Source organism: Streptomyces sp. NPDC002870, assembly GCF_042888505.1.
In the GTDB taxonomy this organism is placed as follows: domain Bacteria; phylum Actinomycetota; class Actinomycetes; order Streptomycetales; family Streptomycetaceae; genus Streptomyces.
Genome location: NZ_JBIAPW010000056.1, coordinates 1 through 26,810, shown reverse-complemented (window position 1 = coordinate 26,810; position 26,810 = coordinate 1). Strand labels below are relative to the sequence as shown.

27 protein-coding genes are annotated in these 26,810 nt (G+C 70.0%); 12 read left to right on the top strand and 15 right to left on the bottom strand.

All coding sequences use genetic code 11. From position 1 onward, the window contains the following. Positions 1 to 359 precede the first annotated feature (359 nt). Complete coding sequence (locus ACFYWY_RS36885; protein ID WP_389195474.1) at positions 360 to 1,001, bottom strand: DNA-3-methyladenine glycosylase; 642 nt, start codon at positions 999 to 1,001, stop codon at positions 360 to 362. A 74-nt stretch (positions 1,002 to 1,075) separates the two neighbouring features. On the opposite strand from ACFYWY_RS36885, the gene ACFYWY_RS36880 reads away from it, so the two are divergent. The 3 genes from ACFYWY_RS36880 to ACFYWY_RS36870 all read left to right on the top strand — a co-directional run bounded on the left by ACFYWY_RS36880 (position 1,076) and on the right by ACFYWY_RS36870 (position 3,100). Continuing rightward, positions 1,076 to 1,858: a sporulation protein gene (locus ACFYWY_RS36880; RefSeq protein ID WP_389195472.1), complete on the top strand. Its 783-nt coding sequence runs from the start codon at positions 1,076 to 1,078 to the stop codon at positions 1,856 to 1,858. A 46-nt stretch (positions 1,859 to 1,904) separates the two neighbouring features. Further along, a complete protein-coding gene (locus ACFYWY_RS36875; RefSeq protein ID WP_389195469.1) occupies positions 1,905 to 2,435 on the top strand; it encodes a YbhB/YbcL family Raf kinase inhibitor-like protein in 531 nt (176 codons plus the stop codon). 155 nt (positions 2,436 to 2,590) lie between these two features. Beyond that, entirely contained in the window at positions 2,591 to 3,100 is a 510-nt protein-coding gene (locus ACFYWY_RS36870; RefSeq protein ID WP_389195467.1) for an HNH endonuclease, read from the top strand. Positions 3,101 to 3,172: 72 nt separating this feature from the next. Here ACFYWY_RS36870 and ACFYWY_RS36865 read toward each other — a convergent pair whose 3' ends face one another. The 4 genes from ACFYWY_RS36865 to ACFYWY_RS36850 all read right to left on the bottom strand — a co-directional run bounded on the left by ACFYWY_RS36865 (position 3,173) and on the right by ACFYWY_RS36850 (position 6,366). Beyond that, positions 3,173 to 3,940, bottom strand: coding sequence for a sulfite exporter TauE/SafE family protein (locus tag ACFYWY_RS36865; protein WP_389195464.1), 768 nt, complete (start codon positions 3,938 to 3,940; stop codon positions 3,173 to 3,175). Between the two features lie 58 nt (positions 3,941 to 3,998). Next, on the bottom strand, positions 3,999 to 4,964 hold the full coding sequence (locus ACFYWY_RS36860; RefSeq protein WP_389195461.1) for an SPFH domain-containing protein: 966 nt from the start codon (positions 4,962 to 4,964) through the stop codon (positions 3,999 to 4,001). A 91-nt stretch (positions 4,965 to 5,055) separates the two neighbouring features. Further along, complete coding sequence (locus ACFYWY_RS36855; protein ID WP_389195459.1) at positions 5,056 to 5,484, bottom strand: NfeD family protein; 429 nt, start codon at positions 5,482 to 5,484, stop codon at positions 5,056 to 5,058. A 90-nt stretch (positions 5,485 to 5,574) separates the two neighbouring features. Then, complete coding sequence (locus ACFYWY_RS36850) at positions 5,575 to 6,366, bottom strand: ABC transporter ATP-binding protein (RefSeq protein ID WP_389195456.1); 792 nt, start codon at positions 6,364 to 6,366, stop codon at positions 5,575 to 5,577. 136 nt (positions 6,367 to 6,502) lie between these two features. Here ACFYWY_RS36850 and ACFYWY_RS36845 point away from each other — a divergent pair, with 136 nt between their 5' ends. Further along, positions 6,503 to 7,291 (top strand): hypothetical protein, encoded by a 789-nt coding sequence (locus tag ACFYWY_RS36845; protein WP_389195453.1) that lies wholly within the window; start codon positions 6,503 to 6,505, stop codon positions 7,289 to 7,291. 280 nt (positions 7,292 to 7,571) lie between these two features. Here the strand turns inward: ACFYWY_RS36845 and ACFYWY_RS36840 are convergent, their stop codons facing one another. From ACFYWY_RS36840 to ACFYWY_RS36830, 3 genes are all read right to left on the bottom strand, one after another. Continuing rightward, positions 7,572 to 7,817, bottom strand: coding sequence for a chaplin family protein (locus ACFYWY_RS36840; protein ID WP_389195450.1), 246 nt, complete (start codon positions 7,815 to 7,817; stop codon positions 7,572 to 7,574). A 138-nt stretch (positions 7,818 to 7,955) separates the two neighbouring features. Next, a complete protein-coding gene (locus tag ACFYWY_RS36835; RefSeq protein ID WP_389195477.1) occupies positions 7,956 to 8,588 on the bottom strand; it encodes a response regulator in 633 nt (210 codons plus the stop codon). A gap of 25 nt (positions 8,589 to 8,613) precedes the next feature. After that, positions 8,614 to 9,759, bottom strand: coding sequence for a GAF domain-containing sensor histidine kinase (locus ACFYWY_RS36830; protein ID WP_389195447.1), 1,146 nt, complete (start codon positions 9,757 to 9,759; stop codon positions 8,614 to 8,616). Between the two features lie 173 nt (positions 9,760 to 9,932). On the opposite strand from ACFYWY_RS36830, the gene ACFYWY_RS36825 reads away from it, so the two are divergent. From ACFYWY_RS36825 to ACFYWY_RS36815, 3 genes are all read left to right on the top strand, one after another. Next, positions 9,933 to 10,631, top strand: coding sequence for an SDR family NAD(P)-dependent oxidoreductase (locus ACFYWY_RS36825; RefSeq protein WP_389195444.1), 699 nt, complete (start codon positions 9,933 to 9,935; stop codon positions 10,629 to 10,631). Next, on the top strand, positions 10,628 to 11,746 hold the full coding sequence (locus tag ACFYWY_RS36820) for an S-adenosylmethionine:tRNA ribosyltransferase-isomerase (RefSeq protein WP_389195441.1): 1,119 nt from the start codon (positions 10,628 to 10,630) through the stop codon (positions 11,744 to 11,746). The genes ACFYWY_RS36825 and ACFYWY_RS36820 overlap by 4 nt, the downstream gene beginning before the upstream one ends. A gap of 278 nt (positions 11,747 to 12,024) precedes the next feature. Next, a complete protein-coding gene (locus ACFYWY_RS36815; protein ID WP_389195439.1) occupies positions 12,025 to 12,804 on the top strand; it encodes a transglycosylase SLT domain-containing protein in 780 nt (259 codons plus the stop codon). A 117-nt stretch (positions 12,805 to 12,921) separates the two neighbouring features. On the opposite strand, the gene ACFYWY_RS36810 is transcribed toward ACFYWY_RS36815, so the two are convergent. After that, complete coding sequence (locus ACFYWY_RS36810) at positions 12,922 to 15,486, bottom strand: FHA domain-containing protein (RefSeq protein WP_389195436.1); 2,565 nt, start codon at positions 15,484 to 15,486, stop codon at positions 12,922 to 12,924. Positions 15,487 to 15,719: 233 nt separating this feature from the next. Here ACFYWY_RS36810 and ACFYWY_RS36805 point away from each other — a divergent pair, with 233 nt between their 5' ends. Together ACFYWY_RS36805 and serB are read left to right on the top strand one after the other, a co-directional pair. Beyond that, on the top strand, positions 15,720 to 17,363 hold the full coding sequence (locus tag ACFYWY_RS36805) for a streptophobe family protein (protein ID WP_389195433.1): 1,644 nt from the start codon (positions 15,720 to 15,722) through the stop codon (positions 17,361 to 17,363). Positions 17,364 to 17,507: 144 nt separating this feature from the next. Then, positions 17,508 to 18,725, top strand: a complete 1,218-nt coding sequence (gene serB / locus ACFYWY_RS36800) for a phosphoserine phosphatase SerB (protein WP_389195431.1) — start codon at positions 17,508 to 17,510, stop codon at positions 18,723 to 18,725. Positions 18,726 to 18,887: 162 nt separating this feature from the next. Here serB and ACFYWY_RS36795 read toward each other — a convergent pair whose 3' ends face one another. The 6 genes from ACFYWY_RS36795 to fabG all read right to left on the bottom strand — a co-directional run bounded on the left by ACFYWY_RS36795 (position 18,888) and on the right by fabG (position 22,200). Further along, positions 18,888 to 19,439 (bottom strand): SixA phosphatase family protein, encoded by a 552-nt coding sequence (locus tag ACFYWY_RS36795; protein ID WP_389195428.1) that lies wholly within the window; start codon positions 19,437 to 19,439, stop codon positions 18,888 to 18,890. A gap of 120 nt (positions 19,440 to 19,559) precedes the next feature. After that, entirely contained in the window at positions 19,560 to 19,766 is a 207-nt protein-coding gene (locus ACFYWY_RS36790; RefSeq protein ID WP_389195425.1) for a hypothetical protein, read from the bottom strand. A gap of 193 nt (positions 19,767 to 19,959) precedes the next feature. Next, positions 19,960 to 20,076, bottom strand: coding sequence for an SGM_5486 family transporter-associated protein (locus tag ACFYWY_RS36785; RefSeq protein ID WP_389195423.1), 117 nt, complete (start codon positions 20,074 to 20,076; stop codon positions 19,960 to 19,962). A 104-nt stretch (positions 20,077 to 20,180) separates the two neighbouring features. Beyond that, positions 20,181 to 20,522, bottom strand: a complete 342-nt coding sequence (locus ACFYWY_RS36780) for a hypothetical protein (RefSeq protein WP_389195420.1) — start codon at positions 20,520 to 20,522, stop codon at positions 20,181 to 20,183. A gap of 198 nt (positions 20,523 to 20,720) precedes the next feature. Then, the gene (gene fabI, locus ACFYWY_RS36775; protein WP_389195417.1) at positions 20,721 to 21,491 is read right to left on the bottom strand and encodes an enoyl-ACP reductase FabI; all 771 of its coding nucleotides are present in this window, start codon (positions 21,489 to 21,491) and stop codon (positions 20,721 to 20,723) included. A 4-nt stretch (positions 21,492 to 21,495) separates the two neighbouring features. Next, complete coding sequence (gene fabG / locus ACFYWY_RS36770) at positions 21,496 to 22,200, bottom strand: 3-oxoacyl-[acyl-carrier-protein] reductase (RefSeq protein ID WP_389195414.1); 705 nt, start codon at positions 22,198 to 22,200, stop codon at positions 21,496 to 21,498. Positions 22,201 to 22,384: 184 nt separating this feature from the next. On the opposite strand from fabG, the gene ACFYWY_RS36765 reads away from it, so the two are divergent. From ACFYWY_RS36765 to tyrS, 3 genes are read left to right on the top strand one after another with little or no spacing between them, the layout of a single operon-like run. Next, complete coding sequence (locus ACFYWY_RS36765; RefSeq protein WP_389195412.1) at positions 22,385 to 23,908, top strand: TldD/PmbA family protein; 1,524 nt, start codon at positions 22,385 to 22,387, stop codon at positions 23,906 to 23,908. Beyond that, on the top strand, positions 23,905 to 25,296 hold the full coding sequence (locus tag ACFYWY_RS36760) for a metallopeptidase TldD-related protein (protein ID WP_389195409.1): 1,392 nt from the start codon (positions 23,905 to 23,907) through the stop codon (positions 25,294 to 25,296). Before ACFYWY_RS36765 ends, ACFYWY_RS36760 begins: the two co-directional genes overlap by 4 nt. Before the next feature lie 43 nt (positions 25,297 to 25,339). Beyond that, a complete protein-coding gene (gene tyrS / locus ACFYWY_RS36755) occupies positions 25,340 to 26,608 on the top strand; it encodes a tyrosine--tRNA ligase (protein WP_389195406.1) in 1,269 nt (422 codons plus the stop codon). Positions 26,609 to 26,810 lie beyond the last annotated feature (202 nt).

Below are 26,810 nucleotides of genomic sequence, written 5' to 3'. Positions count from 1 at the left end.
CACGCTGTTGAGTTCTCAAGGAACGGACGCTTCCTTCGTACTCACCCTCTCGGGCTTTCCTCCGGGCGCTTCCCTTCGGTCTTGCGTTTCCAACCCTACCAGACTCTTTTTCCATTCCGTTTCCGGTGAGGAATTCGAATCCAGCGGCCGATTGGAGAGGCCTTTCGCCTTTCGGCGTGTTCACCACTTTAGCCGATTCCCGAGGCGACTCATAATCGAGTCCTCAAGGCGGAATTTCGGCATGCCGAAATCGCACCCGGTTGGGTTCGTCGTAAGTAGTGGATGGCCACTTCGGGTTGCCGAACGGCAGGGCCCGTCTCAAGCGGCTCGGGCTACGTTAGGCGTCTGAACAACGCGAGTCAAGTTGCCCTACGGCGCGGGACATGCGCCCGGTAGCGACTGACCGTGGGATCGCCCTCGATCCAGAAACGCCAGGGGTGGTGGGCCCCCGCACCGCCTACCCCCGTGCGGGGGCCGCTGCGCACCTGGTCAGCAGCGGGCGGGGTACCGGGGAGCAGGGACAGTGGGGCGTCTCCGCCGGTGCAGAGGTCGGTGCCGTTCAGGGCGCGGCCGACGTTGAGGGCCGTGGCCAGGCGGGCGGGGCCTTTGGCCAGTTCCTTGTCGTGACGGGCCGAGAACCGACGTTTGCGGGCGAGATCGGCGCCCACTCGGATCTCACCGGCGCGTAGCAGGATCCCGCTCGCCCTGCCCTCGGGGCCGCACACCACGTTCAGACAGTGCCACATGCCGTAGGTGAAGTAGACGTACGCGTAACCGGGCGGGCCGAACATCACGTCGTTGCGTGCTGTGCGGCCGCGGTAGGCGTGGGAGCCCGGGTCGATCTCTCCCGCGTACGCCTCTACTTCGGTGAGGCGCAACTCGATGGGGCCGTCGTCGGTCAGGCGTGCCAGGGTGCAGCCAAGGAGTTCGGGTGCGACCTCCAGTACAGGGCGGTCGAAGAACTCCCGGGGCAGCGGCGTACGGTCGGGGCTCTCGATCATGGCGTCCGAGAGTACCGGGGAACCGACTACGGTCGTCGCGCGTATGTAGAGGTCAGGACCAAGGAGGAGTGGACATGGGCTTCAAGAGGCTGCTTGCGAGCATGGGTGCCGGCGGTGCTTCCGTGGAGACGGAGCTGACCGAGGCGAACGTCGTACCGGGCGGTGTCGTCCAGGGCGAGGTGCGCATCCAGGGCGGCTCGGTGGATCAGCAGATCGAGGGGCTCTCCGTCGGCCTGCAGGCGCGGGTCGAGGTCGAGGGCGGTGACCAGGAGGTCAGGCAGGACATCGAGTTCACCAAGCAGCGGCTCGGCGGCGCGTTCACGGTGACGGCCGGGGCGGTGCACGTGGTCCCGTTCGGGCTGGACATTCCCTGGGAGACCCCCGTCACGAGCATCGCCGGGCAGCAGCTGCGCGGGATGAACATCGGAGTGACGACGGAGCTGGAGATCGCGCGGGCCCTGGACTCGGGCGACCTGGACGCGATCAGCGTGCACCCGCTGCCGGCGCAGCAGGCGATCCTGGACGCCTTCATCCAGCTGGGCTTCCGCTTCAAGAGCGCGGACATGGAGCGCGGGCACATCCGTGGGACGCGGCAGCGGCTGCCGTTCTACCAGGAGATCGAGTTCTTCCCGCCGCAGCAGTACCGCGGGCTGAACCAGATCGAGTTGACGTTCGTCGCGGACGACCGCGAGATGGACGTCATCCTCGAGATGGACAAGAAGCCGGGGTTGTTCAGCGAGGGCAGCGACTCGTACAAGGCCTTCAAGGTGGGGCACCACGACTTCCAGTCGACCGACTGGGCGGCGTACCTCAACCAGTGGCTCGCGGATGTCGGTGGGCGTCGTAACTGGCTCTAGGCTCGGATCCGGCAGGCAGGCAGGCAGCCGAATCGGAGGTTCAGACGTGACCGAGCTCAAGAGGGCGCCGCTTCCGCACGACTTTCATCCGGCGGTGCCGTCGTTCACGGTGGTGAGTGATGACATCGCGCCGGGGTCGGTGCTGAAGGACGCCCAGGTCTACGCGGCGGGCAACACCTCACCGCACCTGCGGTGGGAGGGTTTCCCGGCCGGGACCAGCAGCTTCGCCGTGACGTGCTTCGATCCGGACGCACCCACGGGCAGTGGGTTCTGGCACTGGGTGCTCTTCGACATCCCGGCGTCGGTCACGGAGCTTTCTGCGGGTGCGGGCAGCGGGAAGTCCGAGGGACTGCCCAAGGGCGCGGTTCAGGTCCGTAACGACTACGGGTCGAAGGACTTCGGCGGCGCCGCTCCGCCTGCCGGTGAGAACCACCGCTATGTGTTCACGGTGTACGCGGTGGACACCGAGAAGCTCGGCCCGGACGCGGATGCCTCGCCCGCGGTCGTGGGGTTCAATCTGCGGTTCCACACGCTGGCCCGTGCGCAGCTGATCGCCGAGTACGAGGGTCCCTCGTAGAGCTCAGCGTTCGTTTCTTGTTTGCCCTGCCCTGGTCTTGGAGAGATCAGGGCAGGGCATCTTTTATTGCGTTGTCCATCTCGGCGCGCCCGGCCAGAGTTGATCCAAGCCCAAGGCCCGCAACGGGCTGGGCCGGCGAACGGGAGGTGGGCGAGATGCGTGACACGCTGGTGCTGAATGCGAGCTTCGAGCCGCTGTCGACGGTGACACTCAACCGTGCTGTGGTGCTGGTGCTGCAGGACAAGGCCGTTGTCGAGCAGGCCCACCCCGGACTCCGTGTGCGTGCCGCCGCGGTCGATCTTCCGGTACCCCGGGTGATCAGGCTGTGCCGCTATGTCCGGGTGCCGTTCCGAAGACAGGCGCCGTGGTCGAGGCGGGGTGTGCTGGTACGGGACCAGCACCGGTGCGCGTACTGCGGAAGGCGCGCCACGACCGTGGACCACGTGGTGCCGCGGTCGCACGGTGGTGCGGACAGCTGGCTGAACACGGTGGCGTCCTGCGCCGAGGACAACCACCGCAAAGCGGACCGTACGCCGGACCAGGCTGGGATGCCGCTGCTGCACCAGCCCTTCATACCGTCTCCGGCGGACGCGATGCTGCTCGGAATGCGGGCCGGTGAGCGGTCGGAGCTGCCGGGGTGGCTGGCGGCCCAGCCCGCCGCGTAGCGCGAGGACCCGCGTAACGGCGAGGACCAGTCGGTGAAGGCCCGCTCTCGGACGAGGGCGGGCCCTCGTGCGTCAGCGGAGCAGCAGCTGGACGATGGCGACGGTGCCGACCACCACGATCAGCGCGCGCAGCGCGGTGGGCGGGAGGCGGCGGCCGATCTTCGCGCCGAACTGGCCGCCGATGGCGGAGCCGACCGCGATCAGCAGGACGGCCGTCCACTCGAAGTCCGCGACGAAGAGGAAGAAGAGCGCGGCGATGCTGTTGACGACGGCGGCGAGGACGTTCTTGGCGGCGTTGAGGCGCTGCATGGTGTCGTCGAGCAGCATGCCCATGAGGGAGATGTAGATGATCCCCTGGGCCGCGGTGAAGTAGCCGCCGTAGACGCTGGCGAGCAGCAGTCCGGTGAACAGGAGCGGGCCGCCGTCGGGATGGGTGTGGGTGCCGTTGCGGTCGCGGCGGCGCTGGACTGCCTTGGTGATGCGCGGCTGGAGGATCACCAGGACGAGGGCGAGCGCGACCAGTATCGGCACGATCGTCTCGAAGGCCGTGGAGGGCAGCATCAGCAGGAGTACGGCTCCGCTGATGCCGCCGATCGCGGCTGCGATGCCCAGGCGAAGGAGGCGGCTGCGCTGGCCGGTGAGTTCGGCGCGGTAGCCGATGGCTCCGCTGATCGAGCCGGGGATCAGGCCGAGGGCGTTGGAGACGGTGGCGGTGACCGGGGGGAGGCCGGTGGCAAGGAGCACCGGGAAGGTGATCAGCGTTCCCGAGCCGACGATGGTGTTGATCGTGCCGGCGCTGATACCCGCGGCGAAGACGGCGAGCATCTCCCAGATGGTCACGCTGTGCCCCTCGATGATCGGTGCCGGATGCACCGATCATGCCTGAGGGGCTGCCTGGTCAGTCGATGGGGGGCTGTTCGCGGCGCTCCGTGCCGTTGCCGCCGCCGGACTTGCCGGATCCGGATCCTGAGCCGCCGCCCATGCCTGCCATCGGGTTGAAGTTGCCCATGGCGCCGCTGAGGCCCTTGAGCGCGTCGCCGATCTCGCTGGGCACGATCCAGAGCTTGTTGGCGTCGCCCTCGGCGATCTTCGGGAGCATCTGGAGGTACTGGTAGGCGAGGAGCTTCTGGTCGGCGTCTCCGGCGTGGATGGACTCGAAGACCGTACGGATGGCCTGGGCCTCGCCCTCGGCGCGCAGGGCGGCCGCCTTCGCCTCACCTTCGGCGCGCAGGATCGCGGACTGCTTCTCACCTTCGGCGGTGAGGATCTGCGACTGGCGGATGCCCTCCGCGGTGAGGATCGCGGCGCGCTTGTCACGGTCGGCGCGCATCTGCTTCTCCATCGAGTCCTGGATGGAGGTGGGCGGCTCGATCGCCTTGAGCTCGACGCGGTTGACGCGGATGCCCCACTTGCCGGTGGCTTCGTCCAGGACGCCGCGCAGGGCCGCGTTGATCTCCTCGCGGGAGGTCAGGGTCCGCTCGAGGTCCATGCCACCGATGATGTTGCGGAGGGTGGTGACGGTGAGCTGCTCGATCGCCTGGATGTAGCTGGCGACCTCGTACGTGGCGGCCCGGGCATCGGTCACCTGGTAATAGATGACCGTGTCGATGTTGACCACCAGGTTGTCCTGGGTGATCACCGGCTGGGGCGGGAAGGGGACGACCTGTTCACGCAGGTCGATGCGGTTGCGGATCGAGTCGATGAACGGAACGACGATGTTCAGGCCCGCGTTGAGGGTGCGGGTGTAGCGCCCGAAGCGCTCGACGATGGCGGCGCTGGCCTGTGGGATGACCTGGATCGTCTTGATCAGGGCGATGAAGACCAGCACCACCAGAATGATCAGGACGATGATGATCGGTTGCATCGTGTTCCCTGTGCCCTTCGCTGCCGGATGATTCTGATGATCGAGTTTCCCAGAACACGGGCTGGTGTGGGGGGCGTTCGGCTTCTCTCTGTCACATGACCACGGCGGTGGCTCCGTCGATCTCCACAACGTCGACCTGTTGGCCCGCCTCGTAGGACATGTCCGCGTCGAGTGCGCGTGCGGACCATACCTCGCCGGCGAGTTTGATGCGGCCGCCGCTGCCGTCGACCCGCTCCAGGACGACGGCCTGACGGCCCTTCAGCGCGTCGATGCCGCTGGCGAACCTGGGGCTCTGGGCTCTGTGGCGGTTCGCGATCGGGCGTACGACCGCGATGAGTGCGACGGATACCGCGGCGAAGACGAGCACTTGGGCCACCGTGCCGCCGCCGAGCGCCGCGACGACGGCCGCGGCCACTGCTCCGGCGGAGAACATTCCGAATTCGGGCATCGCTGTCAGGACGAGCGGAATGCCCAGTCCGACCGCACCGATCAGCCACCACACCCATGCGTCGATTTCCACATGGTCATGGTAGGTCCGCCGGTCGTGGCAGGGACAGGGGGCGAAGGCAGGGTCCGGATCAGGTCAGCCGCCCCGACCCGGGACCGTTGGTCAGCCGAGGGGGAGGCCCTGGGCAGTCCAGCGCTCGCCGGTGCGCTCGACGAGGAGCGGCAGGCCGAAGCAGAGCGAGAGATTGCGGGAGGTCAGCTCGGTCTCCATGGGGCCCGCGGCCAGCACCTTGCCCTGACGGATCATCAGGACGTGGGTGAACCCCGGTGCGATCTCCTCGACATGGTGCGTGACCATGATCATGGAGGGGGCGTACGGGTCACGGGCGAGGCGGCCGAGGCGGCGCACCAGGTCCTCGCGGCCGCCGAGGTCGAGACCGGCGGCCGGCTCGTCGAGGAGCAGCAGTTCGGGGTCGGTCATCATCGCGCGGGCGATCATGGTGCGCTTGCGCTCGCCCTCGGAGAGGGTGCCGAACTTGCGGTCCAGGAAGTCGGTCATGCCGAGGCGGTCGAGGAAGGCGCGGGCGCGCTCCTCGTCGACGGCGTCGTAGTCCTCGTGCCAGGTGGCGGTCATGCCGTACGCGGCGGTGAGGACGGTCTGCAGCACGGTCTGGCGCTTGGGCAGCTTCTCAGCCATGGCGATGCCGGCCATGCCGATGCGGGGGCGGAGCTCGAAGACGTCTACGCCGCCGAGGCGCTCGCCGAGGATCTTCGCCGTGCCGGTGGTCGGGAAGAGGTAGCTTGAGGCGATGTTGAGGAGGGTGGTCTTGCCGGCGCCGTTGGGGCCGAGGATGACCCAGCGCTCGCCCTCCTTGACCGACCAGGAGACGTCGTCCACCAGAGCGCGTCCGTCGCGGACCACGGATACGTCCACCAGCTCCAGTACATCGCTCATGAGCGCGTTGTCTCCCCATGCAATCGTCTTGAGGTAGTTGGGGGGCGTTTGTGCACCTGTGGGCGCGGCTCCCAGGGAAAACCTACGCCACCGGTCGAGTGGCCCGGTCCCCCGGTCCGGTCCCTAGGCTGGGTCCATGCTTTCCGAACCACGCTCAGGACGGCTGGCCGCATGGGGAAATGCCCTGTTGGCCGGATATGTATCTCCCGATGACGCGGCGCTCGCGATCGTCGCCGACGACGCGGTGCACCGGGTGGAGGGTCTGCCGGGCGAGGCGGGCCCGGTCGGGCTCACGCTCGCGCTGGGGCGGCTGCGGACGCTCGGGGTGACCGGGTTCCGGGTCGCGCTGCCCACGCCGGGGCATCCGCTGGGGCTCAGCGGACCGCCGGAGTTCAACGCGCGGGCGCTCGACGCGGAGGAGGCGGTCGTCGCCTCGGGTGCTGCGTACGGGCTTGTGCCGGAGGTGTACGAGGCCGGGCCCGCGGGTGATCAGCATGTGGAGGTCGTCTGGCACTGCCTGCCGGTACGGGAGGCGCCGCCGGCGGACGTGCCCTCGCTCGGGGAGGCGGAGCGGGAGCTCGCCGAGGCGCTTCGGGAGGCGACGGAGGTGCTGTCGCGGCTCGATGTGGCGGCGTCGGGCCCGGTGGCGGAGGCGGCGATCGACGCGTACCGGGCGCGGGCCGAGCGGGGCCGCGAGGCGCTGGCGCCGGGGTATCCGCCGCGGGCGGTACGGGTGTTGGAGCTGGCTCAGCGGGTCGGGCTGCTGATCTCGGTGGCGTACGAGAACGGCCACGGCGGGGCGGTGAGCGCGTCGGAGATGTCGGCGCGGGTGGAGGCGCTGCGCCCGGTGGAACGGGTGGCGAGACGGGCACAGGTGGCGGCGTACAACGCGTATGTGGAGGAACGGGAACGCGGGTCCCACTGAGGCAGGTCGCGCCGACGGGGGCGCGGGGGTGCGGGCCCCTGACCCGGAGTGCGGGGCGGTCGCGCCGACGGGGGGCGCGGGGTCCGGGGTGCGGGTTCCGGGATCCCTTCGGACCCGGCGCGGTGGGTGGGTTCGCCTGGCCACGGCGACCACGACCCCTGGAAACAGGGTTCGCCCGCGAATCCACCACCGGACAGCAACCACCAACGCCCCCGGCCACGGCCACGGCAACCACGACCCCTGGAAACTGGGTCGGTGGTTGCCGTGGGGTGTGAACCGGTCAGCCGTTGTAGCCGTAGTTCCCGAACGTCGGGTTGAGGGCGCCGATGACGTTCACGGTGTTGCCGACGACGTTCACCGGGACGTGGACCGGGACCTGAACCACGTTGCCGGAGGCAACGCCAGGGGAGCCCACGGCCGCGCCGTCCGCGTGCGCACCGTTGGTGGCGGACGCGACACCCGCGCTGGCGGCGACGAGGCTACCGGCGATCATGGTGAGGGCAGCGGCCTTCTTCAGGTTCTTCACTTCGAAATCCTCCTGAGCATTCGCTGCGGCCAGCCGCCACAGCACGCCATGGACAACGCCGCGGAGTCGATCAGGATGCGCCGGACAGGTGACATCCACCCGACGGTATGAATCTCAGACCGGAGCGAGACGGTCCGCTTAGTCCGTCAGGCCATGCCTGACGGCCCACAGCGCCGCCTGGGTGCGGTCCGCCAGGTCCAGCTTCATCAGGATGTTCGAGACGTGGGTCTTGACAGTTTTCTCGGACAGCACGAGCGCCCGGGCGATCTCGCGGTTGGAGCGGCCGTCCGCGATCAGGCCCAGCACCTCCCTCTCGCGTTCGGTGAGGGTGGTGCCGCGCCCCGTGCCGTTGCTCGGGGCGTCCTGCGAGAGGAGCGCGCCCGCGATCTCCGGCTGGAGCAGCACATGGCCCGCGTGTACGGAGCGGATCGCCCCGGCCAGCGCCTCCGGGTCCACGTCCTTGTAGACGTAACCCGACGCGCCCGCGCGCAGGGCGGGCACGACCGTACGCTGTTCGGTGAAGCTGGTGACGATCAACACCTTTGCGGGGTTGGCGAGTTCGCGGAGCTTGCGCAGCGCCTCGATGCCGTCGGTGCCGGGCATCTTGACGTCCATCAGGATCACGTCCGGCTTCAACTCCTCGGCGCGGGCCACCCCTTCGGCCCCGTCCGCCGCCTCGCCGACGACCTCGATGTCGTCCTGGATCTCGAGGAAGGTACGCAGCCCCCGGCGGACCACTTGGTGATCGTCGACCAGCAGCACACGGATCATCCCGGTCTTCGCATTGGGCACAGCCTCAGCCACCGGGGACCTCCATCTCGATCGTGGTGCCCTTTCCGGGCGCCGATTCCACGGTGAGCCTTCCACCGACGCCGCTCGCCCGGTCGCGCATCGAGACCAGTCCCAGATGGCGCCCGGCCCGGCGGACCGCCCTCGGCTCGAAGCCCTTGCCGTTGTCAGTGATGCTGAGGACCGCGCCCTGGCCGCGGCGGACCAGGACCACGTCGACCTCGCCGGCGCCGGAATGCCGCAGTGCGTTGTGCAGGGCCTCCTGGGCGACCCGGAGCATGGCCTCCTCCTGTGCGGCGGGCAGCGCACGGATGCCGCTGCTGTCGAAGGTGACCCGCGCGGTGTGCGCCCGGTCCAGGACCTGGATATGCGTACGGAGGGTGTTGACCAGGCCGTCCTCGTCGAGGGCGGCGGGGCGCAGCTCGACGACAGCGGCGCGCAGTTCGTCCGCGGCCTCGGCGGCGAGCTCCGCGATCTGCTGCAACTCGCCCTTGGCGCGGGCGGGGTCGCGGTCCACGAGGGCGGCCGCGGCCTGCGCGGTCAGCCTGAGCGAGAACAGCTTCTGGCTGACCGCGTCATGCAACTCGTGGGCCAGGCGGGAACGTTCCTCCGCGATCGTGAGCTCGCGGCTGCGCTCGTACAGCCGGGCGTTGGTGAGCGCTATCGCCGCGTGCTGGGCGAGGATCGAGAGGAGCTCCTCGTCCTCGACGGTGAAGCCGCAGCCGCCGTCCGGCTTCGGGCACCTCTTGTTGGCGAGGAAGAGCGCGCCGATGGTCTCGTCGCCGTCCATGATCGGCAGGCCCAGGAAGTCGGACATGTCCGGGTGGGCGGACGGCCAGCCCTCGAAGCGGGGGTCCTTGCGCACATCCGCGAGGCGCTCCGTCTTCGCGTCCCTGAGCATGGCGGCGAGGATGCCGTGCTGCCGCGGGAGCGGGCCGATCGCCTTCCACTGCGCGTCGCTCACGCCGTCGACCACGAACTGGGCGAAGCCGCCGTGGTCGTCGGGGACACCCAGCGCGGCGTACTCGGCGTCGAGGAGCTCGCGTGCCGAGGCGACGATCGTCTTCAGCACGTCACGCACCTCGAGATGCCTGCTCATCGAGAGGAGCGCGGTGCTCACGGCGGCGAGGCCGGAGCCGGGTCGGTGACTCATGACCTCACGGTACCGGCGGGGTGTGACAGTCCGTATCGGGCCGGGGGCGGCAGTCGCTTAGGGCTGTGGACGTAGGTCGAAGTTCCTTGACGGGTGGGGTCCCCGGCACGAGGCGGCGGGAGTGGCCGCGTTCCTAGGTTGGGGCCGAAGACGCGGACGAGGAGATGGACATCATGCCGGTAGCGGTGATCACCGGGGCTTCGAAGGGGCTGGGACGCGCTCTCGCGACGGCCCTCGCCCGGCGGGGCTGGGACCTGGTGCTGAGCGCCAGGACCGAGGACGTACTTCAGGAGAGCGCGCGAGGCATCGGCGCGCACGGGACGCGGGTGGTGGCGGTGGCGGGCGACGTCACCGATGCCGGGCATCGCGGTGAGCTGCTGGCCGCGGCCCGCGGGCTCGGCGGGCTCGACCTGCTGGTGAGCAACGCGAGCGCGCTCGGCGCCGAGCCGCTGGTGCGGCTGGAGGCGCTGCCACTGGAGGGGCTGCGGGCGGCGCTGGAGACCAATGTGGTCGCGGCGCTCGGTCTCGTACAGGAGGCACTGCCGCTGCTGCGGGGGGCGGACGCGGGCACGGTGATCGCGGTCAGTTCGGACGCGGGGGCCGAGGCGTACGAGACGTGGGGCGGCTACGGGGCCTCGAAAGCGGCGCTCGACCACCTCGCCGCGGTCCTCGCGGTCGAGGAGCCGGAACTGCGGGTCTGGACTGTCGACCCGGGAGACATGCAGACGGATCTGTACGCGGCCGCCGTCCCGGACGACGAGGACCCGCGCCCGGCGCCGGAGTCGGTGGTGCCGGGCTTCCTGCGGCTGCTCGAAGAAAGGCCGGTGAGCGGGCGGTATGCGGCCCCCGCGCTCGCGGAGTCGCCCCGATGAAAACCGTCAACCGTCAGATCGACAACCGTTCAACCGTGCCAGGAGGAACAGCCGTGCTGGATGCGCTGCGGGTGCCCGATGAGCTCTTGGCCCGGGTGCCGCCCGAGGTGCGCGGCTCGGGGCGGGACGAGGTACGGCTGATGGTCTCTCGCGGGACCGAGGTGTCCCACCACGCCTTCGGGGACCTTCCCGGGCAGCTGCGCGCCGGCGACGTCCTGGTGGTCAATACGTCCACGACACTGTCGGCCGCCGTGGGCGGGCGGGTCGGCGGTGAGGTCGTCGTCGTGCACTTCTCGACGCGCGGGGACGACGGGCGCTGGGCGGTGGAGCTGCGCCGCCCCGACGGATCGGGCAGCACCCTGCCGCGCGCCGGCGGTCCACCGGGGGCCGTCGTACGGCTTCCGGGGGGCGGGCACCTCGTACTGGAGGAGCCCCTTGCCCCCGGCGCGGACCGGCTGTGGTGGGCGTCGGTCCCGGTGGACGTACCGGGGCTGCTCGGCCGCTACGGACGGCCGATCCGATACGGGTACACGACCCGGGACCAGCCTCTTTCCGCCTATCAGACGGTCTTCGCGGTCCCCTCCCCCGACGGCACGGGCTCCGCGGAGATGCCGAGTGCCGCGCGCCCCTTCACGGCGCGGCTGGTGGCGCAGCTGGTGAGCCGGGGCGTGCAGTTCGCGCCGATCACTCTGCATACCGGGGTGGCTTCGGCGCAGGCGCACGAGCCGCCGTACCCGGAGCGCTTCGAGGTGCCTGCGACGACGGCGTGGCTGGTGAATGCCGCGCGGGTGGGCTCAGGCCGCATTGTCGCGGTCGGTACGACGGCCGTACGCGCCCTGGAGTCGGCGGCCGGTCCCGACGGCGTGGTGCGCGCGGCATCGGGCTGGACGGACCTGTTCATCACCCCGGGGCGGGGGGTACGCGCCGTGGACGGGCTGCTGACCGGGCTGCACGAGCCGGAGGCATCCCATCTGCTGATGCTGGAGGCAGTCGCCGGGCGGGAGGCGCTGGGCCGCGCGTACCGGGAGGCGCTGCGGAATCTCTACCTATGGCACGAGTTTGGCGACAGCCACCTCATACTTCCGAATGAGAGCCCTCACACTTTGCATTGCTGACGCAACGCACGGTGAGAATGATCTGTGCCCAGTGTGAGCCCGCACATAGGACGTACGTCACTTACGAACCGCCCTAGTGGATACATAAAGGACGTGTGAGCGGGGACTGAATGGGCAAAAAGGTGCCTTCACGACACCCATGTCCACTACCGCGGGTCGTACGTCACACCTTTGCCACAGCATTTTGCTGCCGCTAAGAATTGCGATCGTCGCCGCCGAGGAGCGCAGCGCCGCCCCGGCCTGATGCGACTTCCGCTATTCGAACGAGGTATGTCTGTATGTCCGCGTCCAGCACCCGTATGACCAAGGCCCACAAGGTCTCGATCGCCGGTATTGCCGCTGCCGGCGTCGCAGCCCTCACGTTCTCCCTCGTCCCGGGCAACGCTTCCGCCGAGACCGAGACTGTCAACACCGCCACGACCACCGCTGCGCAGGCGAGCATCGCCAAGCAGGAGTCGGCTGCCGCGAAGCAGAAGGCCGCCGCCGCGAAGCAGAAGGCCGCTGCCGCGAAGAAGCTGGCCGCTGCCGCGGCCAAGGCTCACGCCCAGACCGTGGCGCACGCCAAGGTCGTGCAGCACGCCAAGGCCGTGGAGCACGCCCAGGCCGTGGCCCACGCCAAGGCCAAGGCGAACGCCGACGCCAAGAAGAAGGCTGCTGCCGCCGCCGCCAAGGCCGCCGCGAAGAAGCGCGCTGTCGAGCAGGCCGCCAGCCGCGCCGCCGCCCGCAAGCCGGTCTTCGCGAACAACCTTGACGGCTGGATCAAGGAGTCGCTGTCCATCATGAAGAAGCACGGCATCCCCGGCACCTACGACGGGCTGCACCGCAACATCATGCGTGAGTCCAGCGGCAACCCGAACGCCATCAACAACTGGGACATCAACGCGATCAACGGCGTCCCGTCGATCGGCCTGCTGCAGGTCATCAAGCCGACGTTCGACGCCTACCACGTCGCCGGTACCCCCAACAGCCAGTACGACCCGGTCGCCAACATCACGGCCGCGGCCAACTACGCCGCCGACCGCTACGGCTCGATCGACAACGTGAACAGCGCCTACTGAGGCTGAGCAGACAGCCGCGGTACGCATACGCCGAAGGGCGGCACCCCACACGGGGTGCCGCCCTTCGGCGCGTTTGCGGATGGACCGGACGGCCCTTACGGATCGGCTGGACGGCCCTTACTTGCGCATGACCTCAGGCTCGTGGCGGCGCAGCAGTCGCGCGACCGCGACGCCGCAGAGGACGCCGATCAGGAGCAGGATCGTGATGTTCAGGCCCCACTGGCCCGCCGAGTGCTCCCACAGGGGGTCCAGGTCGGTGGGCTTGTCCGGGTCCCACGGCGGCATCAGGTGCGACAGATCGAGCGTCGCGCCCGCCCCGGCGATGGCCCAGCGCGACGGCATCAGCCAGGCGAACTGCTCCAGGCCGGGCGAACCGTAGACCTGGAAGAGGATGCCGGTGAAGACGACCTGGACGATGGCGAACATGACCAGCAGCGGCATGGTCTTCTCGGCGGTCTTCACCAGCGAGGAGATGACCAGGCCGAACATCATCGAGGTGAAGCCGAGTGCGATGACGACGAGGCAGATCTCGACGGCCGGGGGCATGATCAGCCCCTCTGCGGGCAGCTCGCGGGTGGCGAAGCCGATGGCGCAGATGATGACACCCTGGAGGGCCGTGATCACGCCGAGGACGATCACCTTGGACATCAGGTACGCCGAGCGGGCGAGGCCGGTGGCCCGTTCCCGTTCGTAGATGACCCGTTCCTTGATCAGTTCTCGTACGGAGTTGGCCGCGCCCGAGAAGCACATGCCGACCGCGAGGATGAGCATGATCGTGCCGGCGTCGCCGTTGAACTTGCTCGGCGGCGTGGGCGGCGCGAGGCCGAACTTCGCCGGGATGACCACGCTGACCAGGCCGAGGACCGCCGGCAGGATCACCATCAGGCCCAGGAAGCCCTTGTCGGACGCAATGACCGAGGAATACCTGCGGATCAGCGTCCACAGCTGGGAGCCCCAGCTCTGCGGCTTCGGCGGACGCATCTGCTGCGCGGGCGGCATGTGCACCTGCTGCGCGGCGACGGCGTCGATGTCCGCGGCGTACATCTGGTAATGCTGCGAGCCGCGCCAGCGGCCCGCCCAGTCGTAGTCGCGGTAGTTCTCGAACGCGGAGAAGACGTCGGCCCAGGTGCTGTAGCCGAAGAAGTTGAGCGCTTCCTCTGGAGGTCCGAAGTACGCGACCGAGCCGCCCGGGGCCATGACGAGGAGCTTGTCGCAGAGCGCCAGCTCGGCCACGGAGTGGGTGACCACCAGGACGGTGCGGCCGTCGTCGGCGAGGCCGCGCAGCAGCTGCATGACGTCGCGGTCCATACCCGGGTCGAGGCCGGATGTCGGCTCGTCCAGGAATATCAGCGACGGCTTGGTCAGCAGCTCGAGCGCGACGGAGACGCGCTTGCGCTGGCCGCCGGAGAGCGAGGTGACCTTCTTTTCCTTGTGGATGTCGAGCTTGAGCTCGCGCAGCACCTCGTCGATACGGGCCTCGCGCTCCGCCTCTGCGGTGTCGCCGGGGAAGCGGAGCTTGGCGGCGTACTTGAGCGCCTTACGGACTGTGAGCTCCTTGTGCAGGATGTCGTCCTGCGGGACCAGTCCGATGCGCTGGCGCAGCTCGGCGAACTGCTTGTAGAGGCTGCGGTTGTCGTAGAGCACGTCGCCCTGGTTGGCGGGCCGGTAGCCGGTGAGCGCCTTGAGCAGGGTGGACTTGCCGGAGCCGGAGGGGCCGATGACGCCGATGAGCGACTTCTCCGGCACGCCGAAGGAGACGTCCCGCAGGATCTGCTTGCCGCCGTCGACCGTCACCGTGAGGTGGCGGGCGGAGAAGGAGATCTCACCGGTGTCGACGAACTCCTCGAGCCTGTCGCCGACGAGACGGAATGTCGAGTGGCCGACGCCGACGATGTCGTTCGGGCCGATGAGCACCGTGCCGGACTTGGCTATCGGCTGACCGTTGACGTATGTGCCGTTGTGGGATCCGAGGTCGCGGATCTCGAAGCGGCCGTCGGGCGCGGCCACGAACTCGGCGTGGTGGCGCGAGACCTGGAGGTCGGAGACGACCAGTTCGTTCTCGAGCGCACGACCGATGCGCATCACCCGGCCGAGGGCCAGCTGATGGAAGGTGGTCGGGCTGCGGTCCCCGTACACCGGCGGAGCCCCCGCGACACCGCCGGCGCCACCCGCGCCACCCGGTCCCTGCTGGTGCGGGACCTGTGCCTGCGGCGGCTGTTGCTGCCATGCCTGCTGCGGCTGTTGAGCCGGCGTCTGCTGAGCTGCCGCCCAGCCGGGAGCGCCCTGCTGCTGCGGCTGCTGGACCGGGGCCTGGGCCGCCGCCTGCTTGACCGCCTGCTGCTGAGGGACCGCGCCCTGCGCGCTGTACGCACCGGCTGCGGCGCCGGAGAGGTTCAGCCGCGGACCGTCGGTGGCGTTGCCCAAGTGCACGGCCGAGCCGGGGCCGATCTCCATCTGATGGATCCGCTGGCCCTGCACATATGTGCCGTTGGTGCTGCCGTGGTCCTCGATCACCCAACTGCGGCCGCCCCAGCTGACGCTGGCATGCCGCCACGAGACCCTGGCGTCGTCGACCACGAGGTCGCCCTGCGGATCACGTCCCAGGGTGTACGACCTGGACGGATCGAGAGTCCAGGTCCTTCCGTTCAATTCCAGTACGAGTTCCTGCACTCCATGCCCCACTAGTTGTCCCCCGAGTTACCCCCATCACAGGGAGTCTAGGGATGGCGAACATCGTGAGGAACTATTTCAGGCCCGGTTCTGCATCTGAAAGCCGGGCCTTGTGAAGACCGCGTTCGGGGTGCCCGTTGACGGAGGAGAAACACCCCCGGAGAGTGGTAAGCGCCCACGAGTGCGTACGGATCATGCGCGAGTGGGGGCAACTGGGTCAAACCCAGCAGGGATCGGGGGGTCCGATGGACGCGAGCGGCAGTGGCGACAAGGTGCCGTGGGGCGATGTGGTGCTGGCGTCCGTAGCGGCGGTGAGCTGGGCGCTGGTCGGGATGGCGGGTGCCGCGGCCCTCGGACTGCATCTCCTGGGCGCGGATTCGGCGGGGTCGCTCGGGCCGATGACGGCGGCGGCTGTGGTGCTCGCGGTGGGCGGATCGGTCACTCCGGCAGGTGATGTGTCCGCGTTCGGGCTGGAAGGTGCACAGGCGCGGACGGCCGTCGACATCACGCCACTTGGGGTGGGTCTGGTCGGGGCACTGTTCCTTGCGTACTTCTTCCTACGTTCGCTGCGCGGCGCGGGACCGTACATATCGGGGACCGAACTCGCCGCGCGGTCGGGCGGATTGGTGACTCTGTTCGTCGCGATGGTCGGCGGGTTGGCGTGGGCAGGTCACGACGTCATCACGATCGACGGGGCGAAGCTGGGGCTGGACCTCGACAAGGTGCCGGGGCTTGGCGGGGACGGGGGCGGTATCGAGGTGCCGGGCCTCGGCGACATCGGGGGGCTGCTGCCGGACCGGCTCGGAGACCTGGTGGACGCGCAGGCGTCGGTGGGGTTCAGCGTGAACACCGCGGATTCGCTGGCGGGCGCGTTGTTCTGGGTGCTCGGGGTGCTGATTATCTCGCTTCTCGCCTCGCGGCGTGCGCCACTGCCGCGCGGGGCGGGGTGGCAGGCGGTGCGGCGGACCGTACGGCCTGCGGTGTCCGCGGTCGTGGCGGTGCTGCTGGTCGCGGTCCTCGCGGGGTACGCGGCGGCGGCGTACGCGGCGATCGGCGACGACCACCCGAGGAGGATCGCGGGCGCGGCGCTGCTCGGGGCGCCGAACGGGGTGTGGCTGGGGGTGCCGTTGGGCCTTTTCGTGCCGTGGGACGGCGAGGCGACGGGCGAGCTGGCGAAGCTGCTGCCGGATCCGCTGGACGAACTGCTGCGGGTCTCGGCGGACGAGCCGGTGACGGTGGGCAGGCTGGCCGAACTGGACGGTCGGGTATGGCTGCTGGCGGTCGCGACCGCGGTGATGATGCTGTACGCCGGGGTGCTGGCGGCGGCGCGTACGCCGGCGGCCGGGCTGACTGCGGCCGGGTTCGCGGGGCGGTGCGCGGTGCGGCTGGGCGTGGTGACGGCACTGGCGCTGCCGCTGCTGGTGTGGCTGACGGACGTCTCGGCGGACGCGTCGCTGTCGGTGCTGGGCTTCGACGCGTTCGGCGCGGGGATCGAGCTGCACGGTCAGGTGGGCATGGCCCTGCTGCTCGGAGCTGCGTGGGGTGCGGCTGCGGGCGGGGTGGGGGCGCTGCTGGTGTACGCGACGCGGGGTGGCGAACGGGCCGCGGCGGCGGTGCCCACGGCGGAGGGAGCGGTGGGGCTGCCGACGGAGGGAGCCGTGGGGGCGGCGGGGCTGCCGGGTCCGTACCGCCCGGCGCCGCCGTACCGCCCGTCGAACGCCGACACGAACCCGTATCTGCGCCCGCCCCCGGAGATCCACGGTGCCCCCACGGTCGCGGGCCCGATGCCCCCGATGCCCCCGCCGCCACCACCGTCGCCGCACCGGGAGCCGCCTCCGCCGCCTGAGGAGGGCCCGCCCCCGCCGGGGAGGCCCAGGGGCCGCCGGTGAGGCCCAGAGGCCGCAGGTGAGGCGGTGCGCGCGCCCGCGCCCGGGGCAGGGCCGGGGGTCGCGAGCGGGGGCCCGGGGGCGGACCGTCCGGCAGGCGGGACGCCCCGTCTCATCCCCGCGCGCGCCGGATACGGTGGATACACCATGAGCGCATCGCAGACCTCCGACGTACCCACCCTTCTCGTCAAGATCTTCGGGAAGGACCGTCCCGGGATCACCGCCGGGCTCTTCGACACCCTCGCCGCCTACTCCGTCGACGTCGTCGACATCGAGCAGGTCGTCACGCGGGGCCGCATCGTCCTGTGCGTCCTCGTCACCGCTCCGACCGCCGGCGGCACCGCCGAGGGCGAGCTCCGCGCCACCGTCCACGGCTGGGCAGAGTCGCTCAAGCTGCAGGCCGAGATCATCTCGGGCACCGGCGACAACCGGCCACGCGGCAGTGGCCGTTCACATGTCACCGTGCTCGGGCACCCGCTCACCGCCGAGTCGGCGGCCGCCATAGCGGCCAGAATCACCGCGACCGGCGGGAACATCGACCGTATCTTCCGGCTCGCCAAGTACCCCGTCACCGCCGTGGAATTCGCGGTGTCCGGTACGGAGACCGAGGCGCTGCGCACCGTCCTGGTCACCGAGGCCGCCGAGATCGGCGTCGATGTGGCGGTCGTGTCGGCCGGGCTGCACCGCCGCGCCCAGCGCCTGGTCGTCATGGATGTGGACTCGACGCTCATCCAGGACGAGGTCATCGAGCTGTTCGCGGCACACGCGGGCTGCGAGGACAAGGTCGCCGAGGTCACGGCCGCCGCGATGCGTGGCGAGCTGGACTTCGAGCAGTCCCTGCACGCGCGCGTGGCGCTCCTCGAAGGGCTCGACGCCTCGGTCGTGGACAAGGTGCGCACGGAGGTCCGGCTGACCCCCGGCGCCCGCACCCTGATCCGTACGCTCAAGCGGCTCGGCTACCAAGTGGGTGTCGTCTCGGGCGGATTCACCCAGGTCACCGATGACCTCAAGACCCGGCTCGGGCTCGACTTCGCCTCGGCGAACACGCTGGAGATAGTGGACGGGAAGCTCACCGGCCGTGTCGTCGGCGAGATCGTGGACCGCCCGGGCAAGGCCCGGCTGCTGCGCCGGTTCGCCGCCGAGGCGGGCGTGCCGCTGGCGCAGACCGTCGCGATCGGCGACGGCGCGAATGATCTGGACATGCTCAACGCGGCCGGTCTGGGCGTCGCCTTCAACGCCAAGCCCGTCGTCCGTCGTGCCGCACACACGGCGGTCAATGTCCCCTTCCTGGACACCGTCCTGTATCTGCTGGGGATCACCCGCGAAGAGGTCGAGGCCGCGGACGGCGAGGGCGAGGAGCACTAGGCCCGTCTTTCGCCAGTGCCTCGGCCGGACGCGTCGGCGGGGATCGCCTGGAAAGCGTGTGGAGCGGCACCTCTGCGGCGAAACCGGAGGGGGGACCAGGTAGGCAGAGGCCCCGGTGCGGTGATTGCGCGCCGGGGCCGATTCACGTACCTGACAGGGGGATTACGCGTGCGGCGCCCAGAATTCGAGCAGCGTGCCCACTCCGTGCTCGACCGTCTTCCAGGAGCCGGTGAAGCCGACGACCGCGAGCGCCCCGGTCGGGAAACCGCTCTGCGTCATCCGGGCCAGCGCCTCACCCTCGGCCTTGCCCGCGAGGGCGTCGGCGAGCGCGTGCACCCCGGGGTTGTGGCCGATGACGAGCAGGTCGTTCACCTCGTCCGGGGTCTCGTTGAGCAGCGCGATGAGTTCGCCGAGGGAGGCGTCGTACAGCCGCTCCTCGTACACCGTCTTGGGGCGGTGCGGCAGCTCGTGCACCGCCAGCTTCCAGGTCTCGCGGGTTCTGCTTGCGGTGGAGCACAGAGCCAGGTCGAGGGCGATACCGGTATCGGCCAGCCTGCGGCCGGCCGTCGCCGCTTCCAGACGGCCGCGCTCGGCGAGCGGCCGGTCATGGTCGGATACCTGCGGCCAGTCGGCCTTCGCATGCCGGAGGAGGACGATCCTGCGGGACTCGGGGGATCCGGGGGCTGTCCCCCCGGAAGACACGGCGTCGCTCATGCACCCCAGCTTCGCATGAAATGAGCCAGCGGGCGCAGGGTGTTGACGGGCTCCCCCGCGAAGGGTGAATCCGACAGCGGGACAGTCGCCGGGGCGGTCACCGGGCCGGCCACCGGACAGTCACCCGGACAGGCTGTGCTGGATGCGCTCGAGGATCTGGCCGACCGCCGGCTCGCTGCCCGTGGCCTGCGCCTGGGCGGGGCCCGCGATCAGCAGGAGCAGTGCGACGAAGGCGAGCATGGGCAGGGCGAGTGCCCACCACGGCAGCCGGATGTCGACGCTGCCCGTGGCCTTCGGGTGGGACCGGGTGTGCGAGTGGGCCGACATGGCCGCCTCCGTAGGTCTGCGGTTTGTTGCTTCAAACCTACGGATCATGGGTGCGGCGGCCCATCCGGTGACCCACCCAGTTCACCCTGAGCCTGGCCCCCTAGGGGATGGTGGTGCTAGCCCCATTCCCCCATCCCTTTCGACAGCCGCGCGCCCCTTCGGCTCACTCGCCGGGGCTTGGGCAACGACTGTGTCAGGGTGACGCGATGGACGCGATCACCGCGATCACGACCGTGATGGCGATCATTGCGCCGAAAACGAGCAGGAGCTTCTTCTGGCCGTTCGAGGGGGTCGGGTCGAGCACAGGCATGGCATCAGTCTCGCATCTCAGCGTTCTTCCTCGATCGTCCGGTCCCGGCCGGCCAGGATGCCGATCATGTGAGGGCGAGCGGGAAGGCGCGGCGAGCTGTCCGTTCATGTGCCTGCGGAGTCCCGCACGGGCTGGTGACTGACCCACACCGCGCGTATCTCCTTCCAGCAGCGGTCGGTGAGCTCGGCGTAGCCGGCCGGGCCTATCTCGACGGGCGCGCTGTCCACGTCGATGTCCCACCAGCGCTCGCACTCGATGTGCAGCCGGACGCGGTCGGCCCCGGGGTAGGGGTTGTGGCAGAAGGCGGTGGCCCAGGAACCCTCGACGGCTGTGCGGCAGTCAGCCTCGTACGTACGGGACTGGGGCTGGGAGACGGCCGTCGGCGACGTCCACAGCAGGAGCGCTCCTGTGGCCACTACGGAGGCGGAGCGGCGGGTCGTACGCACAAGCAGGACCTCCTCGGCCGTACTGCGGCCCGCTCGCCGCGGCTGCACCTCAAGGGGGGATTGCCTCTCCAGCCTCGCTGGAGACACGGCGCGCCGCGCGCTCCGGGGGGCCGAATGGGCGACGCCCCGCTCCCCGCAGTCGGCGGGGAGCGGGGCGTCGTTCTCGCACGAGACACGAGACACGAGATATCGCGAGGGTCAGGCGCCCATCATGTGCACGCCACCGTCCACGTGGACGATCTCGCCGGTCGTCCGCGGGAAGAAGTCCGAGAGCAGACCGACGACGCCGCGGCCGGCCGGCTCCGGGTCGGAGAGGTCCCAGCCGATCGGGGCGCGGTGGTTCCAGACGTCGGCGAGCTCCTCGAAGCCCGGGATGGACTTCGCGGCCATCGACTTGATCGGGCCGGCCGAGACCAGGTTGCAGCGGATGTTCTTGGGACCCAGGTCGCGGGCGAGGTAGCGGTTGGTGGACTCGAGCGCCGCCTTGGCCACGCCCATCCAGTCGTACTTCGGCCACGCGATCGTCGCGTCGAAGGTGAGACCGACGACCGAGCCGCCACGCTGCATCAGCGGAAGGCATGCCATGGTCAGCGACTTGTAGGAGTACGCAGAGACCTGCACCGCGGTCGAGACGTCCTCCCAGCCGGCCTCGAGGAAGTTGAACGCGCCCTGCGGGCCGAAGGCGATCGAGTGCACGATGCCGTCGAGGCCCGACTCGTCGCTGGAGTGCTCGCGGATCTTGTCCGCGAGGCCGTCCAGGTGCTCCTGGTTGGTGACGTCCAGCTCGATGACCGGGACGGGCTTGGGCAGCCGCTTGGCGATGCGCTCGACAAGGGTGAGCCGGCCGAAGCCGGTCAGGATGACCTCCGCGCCCTCCTCCTGCGCCACCTTGGCGGCGTGGAATGCGATGGACCCCTCGGTGAGGACGCCCGTGACGAGAATGCGCTTGCCGGCGAGGATTCCACTCATTTGATCAGTGACCCATGCCCAATCCGCCGTCAACGGGGATGACGGCTCCAGTGATGTACGAGGCGTCGTCGGAGGCGAGGAAGCGCACCGCGGCGGCGACCTCCTCGGGCCGCGCGTAGCGGCCGAGCGGCACCTGGGCGACGATGCCCGCGCGCTGCTCCTCGGTCAGCACCCGGGTCATGTCGGTGTCGACAAATCCGGGGGCGACGACATTGAACGTGATGTTCCGCGAGCCCAGCTCGCGGGCGAGGGAACGGGCGAAGCCGACGAGACCGGCCTTGGAGGCTGCGTAGTTCGCCTGCCCGGGGGAGCCTTGCAGGCCCACGACGGAGGAGATCAGCACGACGCGGCCCTTCTTGGCGCGCAGCATGCCGCGGTTGGCGCGCTTGACGACCCGGAAGGTGCCCGTGAGGTTGGTGTCGATGACGGAGGTGAAGTCCTCCTCGGACATCCGCATCAGCAACTGGTCCTTGGTGACACCGGCGTTGGCCACCAGCACCTCGACCGGACCGTGCTTCTCCTCGATCTCCTTGTAGGCCTGCTCCACCTGCTCGCCGTCGGTGATGTCGCACTTGACGGCCAGGAAGCCGGCCGGCGGCTCGCCGGACCGGTAGGTGATCGCGACCTTGTCGCCGGCTTCGGCGAACGCGCGGGCGATGGCGAGGCCGATGCCCCGGTTTCCTCCGGTGACGAGAACCGAGCGGCTCAACGGATCACCCTTTCGGTAGCGGTCTGGTACTCACGCAAACTATCGGTCCTGCCCCTCTCACGGAGAATCGAGCCCTGACAGCGCCTTCATCCCGTCACTGTCGGGTCCCTACAGAATGGCGCTGGGCAACGCCCCCTCCGGCGCGACATGATCGGGCGACCGGTCTCAACGACAGGAGACATCCGTGCCTCATTCCATCGACGAAGCCTTCACGGCGCTGCCGCTGCGGGCCCTCGCCGACGCGGCACTCGCCCGGGCGCGTGCGCTCGGCGCCGAGCACGCCGACTTCCGCTTCGAGCGCGTACGCAGCGCGACCTGGCGGCTGCGCGACGCCAAGCTCGCCGGCTCATCGGACACCACGGACCTCGGGTACGCGGTACGGGTGGTGCACGGCGGCGCCTGGGGCTTCGCCTCCGGGGTCGACATGACCATGGACGCGGCCGCCAGGGTCGCGGGGCAGGCGGTCGCGATGGCCAAGCTGTCGGCGAAGGTGATCGCGGCGGCGGGCTCCGACGAGAGGGTTGAGCTGGCGGACGAGCCGGTGCACCCGGAGCGGACGTGGGTCTCCTCGTACGAGATCAACCCGTTCGAGGTACCCGACGAGGAGAAGACCACGCTGCTGGCGGGGTGGAGTGAGCGGCTGCTGGGCGCGGAGGGCGTGGCGCACGTGGACGCCTCGCTGACCACCGTCCACGAGAACAAGTTCTACGCGGACACCGCGGGCACCGTCACCACACAGCAGCGCGTGCGGCTGCATCCGCAGCTGACCGCGGTCGCGGTCGATCCGAGCAGCGGCGAGTTCGACTCGATGCGCACGCTCGCGCCGCCGGCGGGCCGTGGCTGGGAGTATCTGACCGGCACGGGCTGGGACTGGGACTGGGAACTGGAGCAGATCCCGGAGCTGCTCGCGGAGAAGATGCGCGCGCCGAGCGTCGAGGCCGGGCGGTACGACCTGGTGGTCGACCCGTCGAATCTCTGGCTGACCATCCATGAGTCGATCGGCCACGCCACGGAGCTGGACCGGGCGCTGGGGTACGAGGCGGCGTACGCCGGGACGTCCTTCGCCACCTTCGACAAGCTGGGCAAGCTGGCGTACGGCTCCTCGGTGATGAATGTGACGGGCGACCGGACTGTGGAGCACGGGCTGGCCACGATCGGGTACGACGACGAGGGCGTCGAGGCGCAGTCGTGGGACCTGGTGAAGGACGGCACGCTGGTGGGCTACCAGCTGGACCGGCGGATCGCGAAGCTGACGGGGCTCGGCCGGTCCAACGGCTGTGCGTACGCGGACTCGCCCGGCCATGTGCCGGTGCAACGGATGGCGAATGTGTCGCTGCAGGCGGATCCGGGCGGTCTGTCGACAGAGGATCTGATCGGCGGGGTGGAGCGGGGCATCTATGTGGTCGGCGACCGGTCGTGGTCGATCGACATGCAGCGCTACAACTTCCAGTTCACCGGGCAGCGCTTCTTCCGTATCGAGAACGGCAAGCTGGCGGGTCAGCTGCGGGACGTCGCGTACCAGGCGACGACGACGGACTTCTGGGGCTCGATGGAGAAGGCAGGCGGCCCGCAGACGTATGTGCTCGGCGGCGCGTTCAACTGCGGAAAGGCCCAGCCGGGCCAGGTCGCGGCGGTCTCGCACGGCTGCCCGTCGGCCCTGTTCAGGGGCGTGAACATCCTCAACACCACACAGGAGGCCGGTCGATGAGCCGTATCAGCAAGCCGTACGAGATCGTCGAGCGCGCCCTTGAGCTGTCCACCGCCGACGGTTGTGCCGTCATCGCCGACGAGGAGTCGTCGGCCAATCTGCGCTGGGCCGGCAACGCACTGACGACCAACGGCGTCACCCGCGGCCGCACCCTCACCGTCATCGCGACCGTCGACGGCGCCCAGGGCACCGCGTCCGGTGTCGTCTCGCGGTCCGCCGTCACCGCTGCCGACCTCGAGCCGCTCGTACGGGCCGCTGAGGCCGCCGCGCGCGGGGCCGGGCCCGCCGAGGACGCCCAGCCGCTCGTCGACTCGGTCCCCTCCTCCCCCGACTTCACCGACCCGCCCGCCGAGACCTCCTCCGCCGTCTTCGCGGACTTCGCGCCCGCGCTGGGCGAGGCCTTCGCCCGCGCCCGGGCCGGTCAGCGGGAGCTGTACGGCTTCGCCAACCACGAGCTGACCTCCACCTACCTCGGCACGTCTACGGGGCTGCGGCTCCGCCATGACCAGCCCAACGGGACGCTGGAGCTCAACGCCAAGTCCCCGGACCGCTCACGGTCCGCCTGGGCGGGCCGCTCCACGCGGGACTTCAAGGACGTGGACCCGGCGCTCCTCGACGCGGAGCTCGCGCAGCGGCTCGGCTGGGCCGAGCGCCGGATCGACCTGCCCGCGGGCCGGTACGAGACGCTGCTGCCGCCCACCGCGGTGGCCGATCTGCTGATCTACCAGATGTGGTCGTCGACGGCCCGGGACGCGGCGGAGGGCCGTACGGTCTTCTCCAAGCCCGGCGGCGGCACCCGCGTCGGTGAGACGCTCTCGCCGCTGCCGCTGACCCTGCGCAGCGACCCGAACGAGCCGGGCCTCGAGTCCGCGCCGTTCGTGATCGCGCACGCGTCCGGCGACGACGCCTCGGTCTTCGACAACGGCCTGCCCCTGTCGGCGACGGACTGGGTACGCGGCGGAAAGCTGGAGCACCTGATCACCACCCGGCACAGCGCCGGTCTGACCGGGCTGCCGGTCGCCCCCGGGGTCGACAATCTGATCCTGGACGGCGGCGGTGAGGGCTCGCTGGACGAGATGGTCTCGGCGACCGCCCGCGGGTTGCTGCTGACCTGCCTGTGGTACATCCGCGAGGTCGATCCGGCGACTCTGCTGCTGACCGGCCTGACCCGGGACGGCGTCTACCTCGTGGAGAACGGCGAGGTGGTCGGCGAGGTGAACAACTTCCGGTTCAACGAGTCGCCCGTCGACCTGCTGTCCAGGGCCACAGAGGCGGGCCGCACCGAGAAGACGCTGCCGCGCGAGTGGGGCGACTGGTTCACCCGGGCCGCGATGCCCGCGCTCCGGGTGCCGGATTTCAATATGAGTTCGGTCAGCCAGGGCGTATAACCTCGGAGACGTCTGCAGGCACACCGAAGGAGACGCGAGAGAAGTGACGGACATCGTCGACGAACTGCAGTGGCGTGGGCTGATCGCCCTTTCCACTGACGAGGACGCATTGCGCAAGGCGTTCGCGGACGGTCCCGTCACGTTCTATTGCGGTTTCGACCCGACCGCGCCGAGCCTGCACCTCGGCAATCTGGTCCAGATCCTGACCATGCGCCGGATCCAGCAGGCGGGCAACCGCCCGCTGGGTCTGGTCGGCGGGGCGACCGGTCTGATCGGCGACCCGAAGCCGAACTCCGAGCGCACACTGAACGCGCCGGAGGTCGTCGCGGGCTGGGTGGAGCGGCTGCGCGGGCAGATCGAGCGGTTCCTCGACTTCGAAGGACCGCACGCCGCGACCATGGTCAACAACCTGGACTGGACGTCGGGTCTGTCGGCGATCGACTTCCTGCGCGACGTCGGCAAGTACTTCCGGGTCAACAAGATGATCGCGAAGGAGGCTGTCGCGCGGCGGCTGAACTCCGACGCGGGCATCAGCTACACCGAGTTCAGCTACCAGATCCTGCAGGGCATGGACTTCCTGGAGCTGTACCGGCGGTACGGCTGCGTCCTGCAGACCGGCGGCAGCGACCAGTGGGGCAACCTCACCGCGGGCACCGACCTGATCCACCGGGTCGAGCCGGAGGCCGACGTGCACGCGCTGGCCACCCCGCTGATCACGAAGGCCGACGGCACGAAGTTCGGCAAGACGGAGTCCGGCACGGTCTGGCTGGACCCTGAGCGGACCGCGCCGTACGCCTTCTACCAGTTCTGGCTGAACGCGGACGACCGCGACGTCTCCAAGTTCCTGCGGATCTTCAGCTTCAAGACCCGCGAGGAGATCGAGGAGCTGGAGAAGCTGACCGAGGAGCGACCGCAGGCACGTGCGGCCCAGCGGGCGCTGGCGGAGGAGCTGACGACGCTGGTCCACGGCGCCGACCAGTGCGCGGCGGTCGTGAGCGCGTCGAAGGCGCTGTTCGGTCAGGGGGAGCTGGCCGACCTCGACGAGGCGACGCTGCGTGCGGCGCTCTCCGAGCTGCCGCACGCCCGGGTCGCCGAGCTGGCCCCGGTGGTGGACCTGCTCGCGGAGGTCGGCCTGGTCCCCAGCAAGTCGGCCGCCCGCCGCACCGTCAAGGAGGGCGGCGCCTACGTGAACAACGTCAAGGTCGCCGCGGAGGACGCCGTACCGGCGCGGCTGGATCTGCTGCACGGCCGCTGGCTCGTGCTGCGCCGCGGCAAGAAGAACCTCGCGGCGGTCGAGGTCACGACGGCCTGATCCGGCCCGGGCGCCCCGCGGCGCGCAGTCATCCCGGCACCGCGGAGTCATCCCCCGCACAGCAGGGCGTCTGGCCCACACACCTCACGGCGGGGGGGGGGGGGGGGGGGGGGGCCCCCCGCCCCCCCCCCCCGGGGGGGGGGGGGGGGGGGGGGGGGGGGGGGGGGGGGGGGGGGGGGGCGGCCCCCCCCCCCGCCCCCAC